This window comes from Sulfurimonas sp., from assembly GCF_028713515.1.
Classification (GTDB): domain Bacteria; phylum Campylobacterota; class Campylobacteria; order Campylobacterales; family Sulfurimonadaceae; genus Sulfurimonas.
Window position 1 is genome coordinate 76,458 of the sequence record NZ_JAQTOD010000001.1, and the last position, 13,287, is coordinate 89,744.

Below are 13,287 nucleotides of genomic sequence, written 5' to 3' on the forward strand. Positions count from 1 at the left end.
TTATGATTCAAATACTGGACACAACTCGTCTACATTTAAAATCAGAGCAATATCTCCATTTCCCAAGATTGCTCCACCAGTAATTTCTTTAAGTTTAGATAAAGATTGCCCAAGCGTTTTGATAACTACCTGCTGTCTACCTAGCAACTCATCAACCATAATTGCTACTCTTCCAGCTCCCGTCTCCACACACACTAAAATCCCTTCCCAAGGCTCTATTCGCTTTACATCAAGAGCAAAAACATCACTTAAGCGAATGACTGGTATATGCTGAGCACGCATACTTACAAATTCACCTTTTCCTTTAAGAGAGTGAACAATCTCTTTATCTGGTCTAAAGGATTCTACTACGCTAAGAGTTGGAATAATGTAAATTTCCCCAGCAGTTCGTACAAGCATGCCATCGATAATTGCTAATGTTAGTGGAAGAACCATAGAAAAAACTGTTCCCTCACCCTCTTTGGAATCAACTTCAATTTTTCCGCGCAGTTTTTCAATCGAGGTTTTAACGACATCCAAGCCAACTCCTCGTCCAGAGAGATCACTGATTGTATCTGCTGTTGAAAACCCTGGCTGCATTAAAAGTGCAAAAATCTGACTATCCGTAAGATTTTCATCTCCTGTTACAACTCCGCGTTCAATCGCTTTTTGTAGTACTTTTTCTTTATTGATTCCTCTTCCATCATCGCTAACGCTAATTACGATACTGCCACTTTTATGAAAAGCGCGTAGGGTAATGGTTCCCTCGGTCTTTTTCCCTACACTCAATCTCTCAGCTGCATCAGCTTCTAGTCCATGGTCTATGGCATTACGGATAATGTGTATAAGTGGATCCGAGAGGCTATCAATCATAGTTTTGTCAATTTCTGTCTCTTCTCCTACGACAATTAGACGAAGCTCTTTGCCAGTTTTTTTAGATGTATCTCTGACGACCCGCTTCATCTTGTCAAATGTGTCGCGGATAGCAACCATTCGAAGACTCATAACTCTGTCTTGTATCTTTTTTGTGATTTTTGAGAGAGTCTCGATCGCTCTGCTAATAGACTCATCTTCAATAGCGCGAATTTTTTCGTTTTGAGCAACGAAGTTCTGAGCAATAACTAGTTCGCCTACTGAATCAAATAGTTCATCAAGCTTAATGGTATCAATACGGATAGTTGATTTCGTAGTTAGTGCACTTGATGATGAGGTTTCTGTTGGCTCTCTTCTATCATCTTTCCTTCTATCGCTTCCTTTTCTTGCATCAACAATATTTGGTTTTTCTGGAGCAATATCTCTCTCTTTAATGACTCCAGTAATACTAGGTTCAACTAAAGTAATCAAATACTCATTCTCAAATAAAAACTCAAAATATTCAGTGACTTCTTCAAGCGATTGAGAAGTTAATACAACAATACTGACATTTAAAATCTTATTCTCTTCACTTAAAAAATTATCTAAAGTTCCAATAGATTCCATGTTAAAAAAGCTATCAAGAGAAGCCGCTTTTTCTTTTAGCAGATGTAAAAATATAAGATGATCAAAACCTCGCTTATATGAATCACTATCTAGCGTTAAGTTTATAAGGTATAAATTTAGTCCATCTTCTTGGGAAATCTGTTTTGTTTTAATACAGTTTGTTACAGTCTTACTAACTTCTTCTTGGCAGCCCAATCCAAACTCTGCCGCTAAATCACTCATCGATATGGCATCAATTGTTGGTTCAACACCGCTCATTTGTGGCACTGTAACTACTGTTTTATTGGTTTTAATTGCAATAAGATCTTTGATTTTCCCCAAATATTCACCATAGCCACCAGGTAATGTCTCAACTTCATCCAGTTCACATATCATGACTTCTTTAACCACATCAACACTACCTACAAAAAGATCAAGATAGTGTTCTTCAATCTCGTCCCTAGTTGTACGATAGTAATCCAGCAAATCCTCAAAATGGTGTACAAATTCACCAAGTCGTGTAAATCCAAAAGCATTGGAGTTCCCTTTGAGGGTATGAACACCACGAAAAATTTCATTTAGCAGATTAAAATCACTAGAATCTTCCTCAAAGCGGAGTATATCTACATCTAGTTTTTCAATAATTTCACCAGCTTCTTCTATAAAAATAGCTTTGACTTGTTCTTTTTTAGTCATGGCACATCCAATGTATCGAGCCATAAGCGCTCGAGTTGCTCATCCCTTGTTCAAGAAAGGGGATTTTTAGCTCTGGCTTAGTTCGCTTAAGGCTTACTAAAAGAGCTAAGAGGGCACTACTTTTGAGAGTGGTTCCCTCTTCTACTGCAATCAATTCGATGTATTCTAATCGAGAACGAACAAAATGTTCAAATTCTCGAATCTCCTCCATCGACATATCCAGCTCAATAGTGAGCTCATCACCGTTAAATTCCATATCAGAACTCTTTTAAATCGTCCTCATGCAGAGGAAATACATCTTCGGATCTGCTAGATGAAACTCCTCCGCTTTGAGCCATTTTTACTGGTTTGCGCATAGGAGGAAGCGTTTTAATCTCTAAACTGTGAAGCTGCTTTTTCTTTGGTGCTGATGCTGCGGCACCTGTCTCCATTCCTATCATCTTAGCTAAAACACCTACGGTCTCCATCATTGCTGTAGCTTGCGCATTAAGCTCTTCTGCTGCAGCGGCTGCTTCTTCTGAGTTTGCAGCAACCTGTTGTGTAACTTGGTCAACCTGTCCCATAGCCTGATTTATTTGTGCCATACCCTCTGATTGCTCTTTACCTGAAATTGATATCTCACCTATAAGATCTGATACTTTTTTAGACTGTTCTACAATCTCCTGGAAAGAGGTATGTGTTGCAAGGGCAATTTGATTACCCTCTTTTATTTGGCCTACAACCTCTTCGATGATGTCAGAAGTCTCTTTTGCTGCAGATGCTGCACGCTGAGCAAGATTTCTTACCTCGTCTGCAACTACTGCAAATCCTAGACCATGTTCACCTGCACGAGCTGCTTCAACGGCCGCATTAAGAGCAAGAAGATTAGTTTGGAAGGCGATCTGATCAATTGTTTTAATAATTCCTGAGATTTTAGCTGCTGATTGAGTAATAGCATGCATTGAATGAGAGAGCTGCTCTCCTTTTTCATAACCTGCACGAGCTGAATCATTTGCATTTTTTGCTAAAATATCAGCTTGTCTAGCATTGTCTGTATTTTGAGAGTTGATAGCAGTACTCTGCTCTAAAGTAGCACTTACCTCTTCAACGCTAGAAGCTTGTTGACTTGCACCTTGAGCTAGAGATGAAGAAGATGAAGCTACTTGATCACTCGCAGAAGTAATCTGCATCGCACCATCGCGAATTGAGCCAACACTTGAAGTGATTGCACGAGTTATAGAGCGTATAATCAACATCGATAGAATTAAACTTAGAATTAAAGCAACTAAAACGATTACAATTGATAACTGGGCAGCATTGGCTGATTTGATTGTAGCATCTTTAACTGCTTGATTTCCACCATCGATATTAATTTTAGCAATCACATCCATGGAATTAAATGCGGCTTGTCTCGATTCACGGCTTTTTGCGATAAACTCTCTCATTTGAACAAAGTAGCCATGTTCTAATGCTGGATCAGTGTTGTTGATAAGAGGTATAAATATATTGGTACGAAAGTTTACACTTAAATCTTTCCATTTTGTGTAGTTTTCTTCATACTTTTTCCACTCAGTTGCTTCTTCTGGAGTCTGTGGAAGAGGAGCGTATAATGCAGCTCCTTTATCGTAGCGCTCAAATCCTTTAATAATTTTGTCTAAAGCGTCTTGAAGTTGTTCTTTTTGTTTTGAATCACCTTCAAGAGAAATAATACGATTTTGTTGAATAACAACTTGGTTGATTCCAGAGCGCATATCCATAACACCAACAATGGATGGCATTCTGATGGCGCCTATATCATTCATTGAAGCCTGCCACTGCAGTGTGCTGTTGTATCCTAGGTAACCCAGAACAATAATTGCGGACATCATAACTGTTGTTAACAAAATTAATTTGCTTCTTAATATCATATTTTCTAACCAATTCATCTTATTCTCCTTCGATTGTTTGTGTTTTTTGTATCTGTTCTAAACTTACCAATTCATCTGCTTCAAAAAGCTTGAGCACATTTAAAATCATCACGACGCTCTCGCCAATTTGTGCCATGGAGCAGATGAAATCCATATCGATGTTACTACCAAATTTTGGTGGTTCACTTAGATGTGACGAGTCAATTGAAGCGACTTCTTCTACGCGATCAACAATAAATCCAATATTTACTTTTTCAACTTCAACAATAATGATTGTTGTGTGCATATCCGCTTCTCTAGGCTCCATTGCAAATCGAAGTCTAGTGTCAACAATCGGTATAATAGATCCACGCAAGTTGATTACTCCACGCATAAATGGTGGAGTCTTTGGAACAAAAGTAACTTTCATCATGGCGATAATCTCTTTAATTCGATCAATACCAATTCCGTATTGTTCATCCCCTAAAAAAAAGGTAAGATAGCGCTCTTTTTTTGATAGCATTGTGTTTAATTCCATTAAATTATATCCCCAATATCATTTTAAGTGATTTTACAAGTTTTTCATCACTAAATGGTTTAACCATCCATCCAGTCACACCAATCTCTTTTCCCATCATCTTTATCTCATTAGAACTTTCTGTTGTTAAGATAATTATAGGCTTGGTTTTGTATCGTTCATCTGCTTTAATTGCTCTGGATAAATCTAAACCATTCATTTGTGGCATGTTTACATCACTGATCAGTAAATCAAAATTTTCACTTCCATTTTGAAGTGCCTCTAGTAGTTGAGCTGGATTCAAGTATGAAATGAATTCTATAGCCCTGCTGCTGATCATCTCCTCTAGCGCCAACTCTGCTGTAGCAATAACAGCCTTGGAGTCATCTACGATAATAACTCGTTTTTTCATTTATGTTTCTTCCTTTTAACTTTACAAAATATAATATTTTTTAAACACGAGCTAGAGTTTAGCTACTTGTTTCTTAAAAAATAATTACTAGATATTGATAAAAAATAATTATAATAGAATTAGAATAATACAAAATATGTTTTATAAAGTAGATGTTTTTTAATTAGTTGGCTGGATAAAGCAAATTATTATAAGAACTAATAAGTCTAAGAATATTAATAAGGTATTGGAAATAGTTAAGGAGATAAATAGTTGAGTATGTCAAAATTAATAGCTAAGCTGTTTTTAGTAAAGACTACATTGCTAAAATAGCTTTTATCTTTCTATCTAGCATTTTTTTGCCACTACTTAGTAACCCTTAGACCACTAAAGAGTTCAAATTTTTTATTTATCTCTTTTGAGAGGCGAGCTGTCACATCTTCTTTGAAGTTATAATGCTTCTGTACACCCCAGACCTCAACGGCAACCTCCCCCTTAAGGAAAATTTTTCGCTTTGATTGCACGGCTCCATATAGATAAGTAAGGCTCTCTTTGCTTAGCTCAATACGAAACTCCAATGGAATAATCTTCTCTTTGCCAGAGATAAAAATAACTTTTTTTGTTGCATCAGCTTTTATTTCACCCTGAGCAACAGAGCTGTTGTTGTCCCCAAGGCTATACTTTAAAGAGTGAAGGATTATATCACTATGCCATCTGTTTGTAATTTTTACATCAGTTGCAATCTTGATACCATCTTTTTTTCCTGTAGGACCAATGAGAGCTAGGAACCCTAGTAAAATATCATTTCCAGAGCTCTCAAGTCGTACATCGCCAGCTTGTTCTATAAAAATATCTTTCCCCATTTTTGGAGCGCACCCCACAAAGATGGATGCAAGAAGCAAGAGAACTGTAAGTTGTTTCATCTTTTTTTTCACAATAATCTACCTTTTTTTGCCAATATACATCTCCAGCAACAGATTAAGAATACTAAAGAGTGATTTGTCTAAAACTGTTTCAGAAGTTGTATGATAGCCAGTTGTTGGGATTTGTAGTGTTGTGCCTTGTATTTCTGCGCCACTCGCAACTATCAGTCTTCCTAGCTCCGTTCTTCCTAGTGAAACTGGGTTTAACCCCTGTTCTTGAAGTTTTTTATTTTTCTCTCTAATATAGGAGTCTTTAAAACTATACATAATTTTATATTTTTTGCAAAGTCTTTCTATCTCACCTGTTAATGGTGAGTTAAACTCAGCGCTTGCATCTCCATGGCGAAGCACTACATCTTGCATTTGGGCCTTTTGGCGATCTGGATATGGACTTGTGTCTAAAACCAACAATCTATCACTGGTTATGCCCCAACGACGAAAATGTTCTAGCAGAAAACGCCAACTCTTCCCAGACTCCTCTTGCGCCGTAAAAAATGCCAATCCTTTGTACCCTTTTTGGTACATATAGAGAATTATTGCGGCACTTACGACATTATCAAGCTGTGCACTAAAGAGTCCATCTTCATGTTTTAAAGTGTCAACAAAGGCAACCGGAGTTCCAGCTATGAGATGCTCTAGTCCTTTAACTTCAAAAACAAGATTTTTTCTTCGCTCACAAATATAAGCGTTATCAATTATTCCCAAACCAAGATAACTCCCAGACCATGGCTCATAAGCTTGAACAACTTGATTTTTAAATCTCTCTGCAATGTTCATAAATGTCTGCTCAGAAAATGAATCGCCCGTCAAATCTCCACGGTTTTGTGCCAAAAAAGCAGCATACTGAAACTCATTTGGACCTGTGCAGATAAGTCCGTGTCTATCTATGTGCGCAGAAATCATTCCTCGCTCAGGCTCACTTCCCTCGGCCACCAAAAGCCCCTCGTAAAGTGTTGTTTTTATCCCCAGTTCATCAAGTTCCCGTTTTATAGAGAGAAAAAATGGATGCTCTGCCCCAACAACCGATGGTTTACGAATAAGATGTTTAAGGATGTCTATAAAATCTTGATAATTTTTTTGCATATAATCTTTCTTATCCATTATGCTAAAACTTCTTTGATTGTGCGAAAATTAGCTGGATTTCCTACTTGTAAAGTTGTAAAAATTATATATGATTAACTATGTAATTAACTTTAAAGCGTTTTTAAATCATAGAGTTTGGCATTATAAGTTTGGTATAATGATAGCCACAAACCTCACTATTTTTTGTGAGCAACAATTCATAAAAAGTAGACATATGAGCTGGTTAAATTTTTTTGATACAAAAGTAGAACAAAAACATAAATTTGGAAGAGCGCTTGATTCGAGTCTTGCGGAAAATGAAGAGGAACTGTTTAACCAATCTAGCGAAGCGTTTGAGCAAAAAGAGATATTAAAGGCTTATAATCTCTACCTCAAAACCATTGAGAATTTTCACAATGGTCTCTCAAACCATAATATAACCGTCTCTCAAAGTGAGGATGAACTAAATTTTGAGATATTTCAAGGAAGTGCTAAAGTTAGCGGTAAAATCACAAATGAGCAACTTTATGCGGAGTCTATTATCACAAAAAAATTATCTGCGAGTGTTGCACTAAAGAGATATGTTTTAGAAAAAAACTATCAAATGACTTATGCTTATTATTTTAGTGATGAGGAGTATATCAAGCTAAAGATATCTCATGATAACACAAAAATGACTCCGCAAAAAGTTTTTTACTCTCTAAGAGAACTTGCCGTAAATGCCGATTTTGACAAAGGTTATATAAACTCTATATTTAAAGATACAAAAGTAGAAGATACCTCGCATCTAAAACCGTTAGAGAGCAGTGAACTAAAGATAAAATATGATTTTATGCACAAATGGATTACTCAAATTGAGGATAAAATATTGACATATCCATCAAATGATAACTCTGCAATGCAATCTTTTACCCTGCTATATCTACTTTTTAAAATAGACTATCTCATAACTCCAAAATATGATATATATCAAAAAATAAGTGAAAAAATAGAGGAGTATTTTAGTGATGAAAATATCTTGGTTGAGGCAAAAAACGAGGAGTTAAGGGAGTATATAGAAAAACTAAAAGAGATGGATTTTGAGGAGTTTGGATCAAATTTTTATTATGCACAATACTCGTTTAACCAATCAGACAGAGCATCACAAGAGGAGATAGAATCTTTTATAAATGAATCACTTGTAAAAATAAGATGGTACAAAACCAACAGATACAATCTTGTGATTCCAATCATTTATGAGTATATTGCTCTTTATATTCTCTATATCTACAACCTGCATCCAGTTACAAGAAAGTTGCTCCATATCTTAGTTGAGATACAAAATCCATCCTATTTTAAGGAGATAGGATACGCTACGCTTTACGATGAAAATGGCTCTGCTTTTTCAAAAAGAGCCATCACTTCAAGGATAGAAGATGCTATTTCGCCATATCAGGAAAACTTTAAATTACTAAAACCATTTGGTGATAAACTCAACTACACTTCACTAAATGAGTTTAGCAACAGCTTTTATCTTCAACTAAAAAATCTTAATTTTCAAGAGATATAGCCATGAACACTCAAACTATTTTAGAAACTTACATAGACAACATCATCCAAGTTATGACCCCTTATGGCACTGGAAGTGGCTTTATAATTGATGATTTAATTATCACAAACTCACATGTTGCATCTGGACTAAAAGAGGTTGTGATAAGCTCAAAAACTATAAAAAGAGCTATTGCAAAAGTGGTTTACGATGACCCATATTTTGATTTGGCATTTCTTAGCATCAAGCTTGAAGCGACCAAAAATCCGCTAAAACTCTCTAGTAAAAGTGTTGAAGATGGTGACACAACAATAGCAATCGGACATCCTTATGGGCTAAACTACACAGCCACAGAGGGGATTGTCTCAAAAGCAATGAGAGTTCAGGGAGAGCTGGAGTACATCCAGATAGATGCTGCCATAAATCCTGGAAATAGCGGTGGACCTCTCTTAAATATTGATGCAGAGGTGATTGGAGTAAATACTTTTATTATACAAAACTCCAACAATTTAGGTTTTGCTCTTCCATATTACTATATCGATGAAGCTCTAAAGAGTTACAAAGCGCTAAAAAAAGAGAACATTATCAGATGTATATCTTGTAAAAACTTGATTGATGAGTTGGAGATAAAAGAGGATTATTGCCCAAAATGCGGGACAAAACTAGAGGTTGCAAAGCAGAGGCGAAAAGGTTATAACCCTCCAAGAACAACAAAACTAATTGAAGATATTTTAGCCATGCTTGAAGTAAATGTAACTTTAGCGAGAAGGTCCCAAGCATCATGGAGAGTTGAGTATGATGACACAAGATGTGATATAAACTACTACGACAACGGCGTTATCATTGGCGATTCTAAGCTCTGCACCATACCAAAGGATAAAATTTCAGATATATATGATTATCTACTTGATATAAATGGAGAGTTTTCATACCTAAGATTTTCGATAAACGAAAACTTTGTTTACTTATCTTACATCATCGTTGACTCGTCACTGACGCTAGAAGAGGGGAAAACAGCGTTCGCAAAACTATTTGATAACTCGATTAAATATAGTGATATTTTGATAAACAGATTTAACGCCATAAAACATAAAAAAGAAGAGGATTAAAAAAATGAGTAAATTTATAGAGTTGAACCTAGACTTGGCAAATTTCATAACAAAGCTAGAGGGTATAACGAAACAGAACAACGAAAAGATAGAAGAGCTTTTAGGACTAGATGACAAAACTTACGCCAATTTCGTAAAACCGCTAGAGATGATGGATGAGTATTTGGGACATTTTTTTACACCATTGTCACATATAAATTCCGTTTGCAACACTAAAGAGACACAAGAAGTTTACTCGAACTCTCTACCAATCATAACTGAGTATTCCACAAAAATTTCACAAAATATAGAGATATACAAAGCGTACAAAACCATCCAAGAGAGACAAAACAAAAGCCTAAACTATGAGCAAAAAAGGGTTTTAGAGTTAAATATTTTAAACTTTGAGTTAAGCGGAGCGCATCTAGATGATGCCACAAAAGAGAGACTTCAAGAGATAAACCTAAGAGAGAGCGAACTCTCAAACGACTTTTCTCAAAATGTACTAGATGCAACAAACGCCTACGAGTATATCATTACGGACGAGAAAGACATAGATGGCATACCAAAGAGTGATCTGGAGAGTGCAAAATTTGAGGATGATGGGGTTATAAAATATAAATTCACCCTGCAGATGCCGTCCTACATAGCTTATATGACTTATGGCAAAAACAGAGAAATCAGAGAAGCGCTCTACAAAGCATATACCACAAGAGCGCCTCAAAATGCCAAAATAATAGATGAGATTCTTCTACTTAAAAATGAGATGAGCAATCTTTTGGGCTTTGGGGATTATGCTGAATATTCACTAAAGAGCAAAATGGCTAAAACGAAAGAGGATGTAATTGACTTTCTAGAAACACTTGTAACAAAATCAAAAGCTCAAGCCGTAAAAGAGCTAGACGAGGTTGCAAAACTCTCAGACAGACCGCTGGAGAGTTTTGATAGCGCGTTTTATAGCGAGATTTTAAAAAAAGAGAAATATGAGTTTGATGAAGAGCTGTTTCGTCCATATTTTGAGCAAAAAAGCGTTGTGGTTGGTATGTTTAACTTTTTGGATAAGCTTTTTGGAATTAAGTTTGAAAAGGTTAATGAACTGCTTTGGGATGAAAAAGCAACCGCCTATAATCTATATTTAAAAAATGAATTAAGAGCAAAACTCTATCTGGATTTAGAGTCACGAAAAGGAAAAAAAGGTGGCGCTTGGATGCACAACATTCAAACTCACTGCACAAACGAGAGTGGCGAAGAACAGCTAGCATCAGCATATATAGTTTGCAATTTTCCACCCTCAAGCAAAGAAAATCCATCACTATTAAGACATGATGATGTTGTAACACTTTTTCATGAGATGGGACATACAATCCATCATCTTCTAAGTAGAGTAAACGAGAGTGGTGTAAGTGGAGTAAATGGCGTTGAGTGGGATGCAGTTGAGTTTCCATCGCAATTTTTAGAAAACTTTGCTTACGAACCAAGCGTGTTAAAGCTTTTTGCTATGCACTATGAAAGCAAAGAGATTATCCCAGATGAAATGATTGAAAAATTGGTTCGTAGTAAAAATTTTCTCTCAGCATCTTCAATGTTAAGACAGCTTGAGTTCTCTATCTTTGATTTTAAGCTTCACTCAAAACTTTACCAAGGCGACGAGATTCAAGAGTTGCTAAACAGCATCAGAGAAGAGACTTCCATAATAAAAGCACCTAGCTATAACAAGTTCCAAAATGGATTCTCACACATCTTTGCTGGCGGATATGCTGCTGGATATTATAGTTATAAATGGGCAGAGGTTTTGAGTGCTGATGCGTTTTTTAGTGTTGTCGACGAGGGTATATTTAACTCAACAACAGCAAAAAAATATTTAGAATTTATTTTAAATTGTGGCGGGGCAAAAAGCATGGGTGAGCTATTTGTAGATATGATGGGACGAAAACCAAATCCCGATAGTCTGCTTAGATTAAACGGTATAAACCTGTGAAAATAGTTATTTTTTTACTTATGTTTGCCGTACTTATTATGGGAGATACAACTTTGAAAATAGCAACTTACAATGTAGAAAACCTCTTTGATTTGGGAAATGACACAAGTAGATACCCAGAATATATACCAAACGGTCCATCAGAGTGGAATGATAAAAACTACAAAATAAAGCTAAAAAATATCTCTCAAGTCATTAAAGATATGGATGCAGACATCATTGGATTGCAAGAAATAGGCTCGCTTGAAGCTCTAAAGGATTTAAGATTTGCTCTTAAACAAAGGGGTCTTTACTATCAATATTATAAAATAGCGGATAGTAAAAACTCATCAGTAAAAGTAGCAATTCTTAGCAAAATCCCATTTTTATACTCCAAAGAGATAAGCGTAACTTCATCAAATGACCATAGAAATATTCTAGAGACAAAATTTAAAATAGGTCAAAAAGAGCTGTATATATATGTAAACCATTGGAAATCAAAAAGTGGTCCTGAGAGCATGAGGATTATCTATGCCAAAACGCTAATGGAGAGAATCAAACAGATTGGATACGACAAAAATATCATAGTGCTGGGAGATTTTAATTCAGATTACGAAGAGTATATAAAATTCGTAAGAAAACGAGAGCTTAACGATACAGATGGTATAACTGGCATCAACCATATATTGGGCACTATAAAGCAGACGAAAAGAGCCGCTGAGACAACATACGAAGAGGGAAGTTTTTACAACCTTTGGTATGATACAGATGATGAGAGTAGATACTCATATCTGTTTAAAGGCAAACGAGAAACTCCAGATAATATACTAGTGTCACAATCTCTGCTGAAGAAAAAAGATATCTATTATAAAAATGACACAATTACTAATTTTTATAGAGATTATCTTTTTAAGAAAAAAGTCGTTCAAAGATGGGAAATCTCAAGGGGGAAGGTAAAAAAGCATAGAGGCATCGGATACTCAGATCATTTAGCTGTAACGGCTGATTTTGTGGTAAAAAATTAATACACAAGAAAGATTAAATTACTCATAAGATAATTTTTTTGTTTTTTAATATATTGTGCAAGAGATGCTCTTTATAAAATTATTTAAGTTTAGCAATTTAGGCACACCAAGTTAAGAAGTTTATGTTTAAGTTAAATAAAACTTAAAGCTTGTTTAGATACAATTCCGAACTTTTTGTAGATTTATAGAGATTTAAGGAATTGTACATGTACGCAATTATCAAAAACGGCGGTAAGCAATATAAGGTTAAAGAGGGTGATATTTTATTATTAGATAATATGTCTCTTGCACCAAAAGCTATCATCGAAATTAAAGAAGTTCTAGCTGTTAATACGGGTGAACTTAGAGTTGGAGCACCATTTTTAGATGGTGTTGTTGTAACTGCTGAAGTTATTAATGAAGGTCGTGATAGAAAAGTTATAACTTTTAAAAAGCGTCGTCGTAAAGACAGTAAAGTTAAAAGAGGTTTCAGAAGAGACTTCACTCGTGTTATTATCACGAAAATAGCTGCATAAGCTAAATTAGCTAAGGAGATTCAAGATGGCACACAAAAAAGGTCAAGGTAGTACACAGAATAATCGTGACTCAGCTGGTAGAAGACTTGGTGTTAAGAAGTATGGTGGAGAAGCTGTAATTCCTGGTAACATTATTATTCGTCAAAGAGGAACTAAGATACATCCAGGTAAAAATGTTGGTATGGGTAAAGATCATACTATTTTTGCATTAATTGAAGGTGTTGTTAAATTCGAAAGAAAAGACAAAAAGCGTCAACAAGTTTCAATAATACCTGCTGCATAA

At 35.6% G+C, this 13,287-nt stretch carries 13 protein-coding genes; 6 read left to right on the forward strand and 7 right to left on the reverse strand.

Features of this window, described 5'->3' with window-relative positions:
* From PHV22_RS00440 to PHV22_RS00470, 7 genes are all read right to left on the reverse strand, one after another.
* On the reverse strand, nt 1-2,157 hold the full coding sequence (locus tag PHV22_RS00440; RefSeq protein ID WP_295020800.1) for a chemotaxis protein CheA: 2,157 nt from the start codon (nt 2,155-2,157) through the stop codon (nt 1-3).
* The gene (locus tag PHV22_RS00445; RefSeq protein ID WP_299945056.1) at nt 2,126-2,389 is read right to left on the reverse strand and encodes a hypothetical protein; all 264 of its coding nucleotides are present in this window, start codon (nt 2,387-2,389) and stop codon (nt 2,126-2,128) included. The genes PHV22_RS00440 and PHV22_RS00445 overlap by 32 nt, the downstream gene beginning before the upstream one ends.
* Before the next feature lies 1 nt (nt 2,390).
* Nucleotides 2,391-4,037, reverse strand: a complete 1,647-nt coding sequence (locus tag PHV22_RS00450; RefSeq protein WP_299945059.1) for a methyl-accepting chemotaxis protein — start codon at nt 4,035-4,037, stop codon at nt 2,391-2,393.
* A gap of 1 nt (nt 4,038) precedes the next feature.
* The gene (locus tag PHV22_RS00455; protein ID WP_299945062.1) at nt 4,039-4,536 is read right to left on the reverse strand and encodes a chemotaxis protein CheW; all 498 of its coding nucleotides are present in this window, start codon (nt 4,534-4,536) and stop codon (nt 4,039-4,041) included.
* Between the two features lie 4 nt (nt 4,537-4,540).
* Complete coding sequence (locus tag PHV22_RS00460; RefSeq protein ID WP_295020806.1) at nt 4,541-4,927, reverse strand: response regulator; 387 nt, start codon at nt 4,925-4,927, stop codon at nt 4,541-4,543.
* 344 nt (nt 4,928-5,271) lie between these two features.
* The gene (locus PHV22_RS00465; RefSeq protein ID WP_295020808.1) at nt 5,272-5,841 is read right to left on the reverse strand and encodes a hypothetical protein; all 570 of its coding nucleotides are present in this window, start codon (nt 5,839-5,841) and stop codon (nt 5,272-5,274) included.
* A 6-nt stretch (nt 5,842-5,847) separates the two neighbouring features.
* Nucleotides 5,848-6,930: a peptidase M42 gene (locus tag PHV22_RS00470; RefSeq protein WP_299945065.1), complete on the reverse strand. Its 1,083-nt coding sequence runs from the start codon at nt 6,928-6,930 to the stop codon at nt 5,848-5,850.
* Nucleotides 6,931-7,000: 70 nt separating this feature from the next.
* On the opposite strand from PHV22_RS00470, the gene PHV22_RS00475 reads away from it, so the two are divergent.
* The 6 genes from PHV22_RS00475 (at nt 7,001) to rpmA (ending at nt 13,287) form a co-directional block, all read left to right on the forward strand.
* A complete protein-coding gene (locus tag PHV22_RS00475; RefSeq protein WP_295020812.1) occupies nt 7,001-8,440 on the forward strand; it encodes a hypothetical protein in 1,440 nt (479 codons plus the stop codon).
* A gap of 2 nt (nt 8,441-8,442) precedes the next feature.
* Nucleotides 8,443-9,528 carry a trypsin-like peptidase domain-containing protein gene (locus PHV22_RS00480; RefSeq protein WP_295020814.1) on the forward strand — a complete coding sequence of 362 codons (1,086 nt, stop codon included), beginning with the start codon at nt 8,443-8,445 and terminating at the stop codon, nt 9,526-9,528.
* A 4-nt stretch (nt 9,529-9,532) separates the two neighbouring features.
* Entirely contained in the window at nt 9,533-11,485 is a 1,953-nt protein-coding gene (locus PHV22_RS00485) for a M3 family metallopeptidase (protein WP_295020816.1), read from the forward strand.
* The gene (locus PHV22_RS00490) at nt 11,482-12,489 is read left to right on the forward strand and encodes an endonuclease/exonuclease/phosphatase family protein (RefSeq protein WP_295020818.1); all 1,008 of its coding nucleotides are present in this window, start codon (nt 11,482-11,484) and stop codon (nt 12,487-12,489) included. The genes PHV22_RS00485 and PHV22_RS00490 overlap by 4 nt, the downstream gene beginning before the upstream one ends.
* A 206-nt stretch (nt 12,490-12,695) precedes the next feature.
* Entirely contained in the window at nt 12,696-13,004 is a 309-nt protein-coding gene (gene rplU / locus PHV22_RS00495) for a 50S ribosomal protein L21 (RefSeq protein ID WP_295020821.1), read from the forward strand.
* A gap of 25 nt (nt 13,005-13,029) precedes the next feature.
* Nucleotides 13,030-13,287, forward strand: coding sequence for a 50S ribosomal protein L27 (gene rpmA, locus PHV22_RS00500; protein ID WP_295020823.1), 258 nt, complete (start codon nt 13,030-13,032; stop codon nt 13,285-13,287).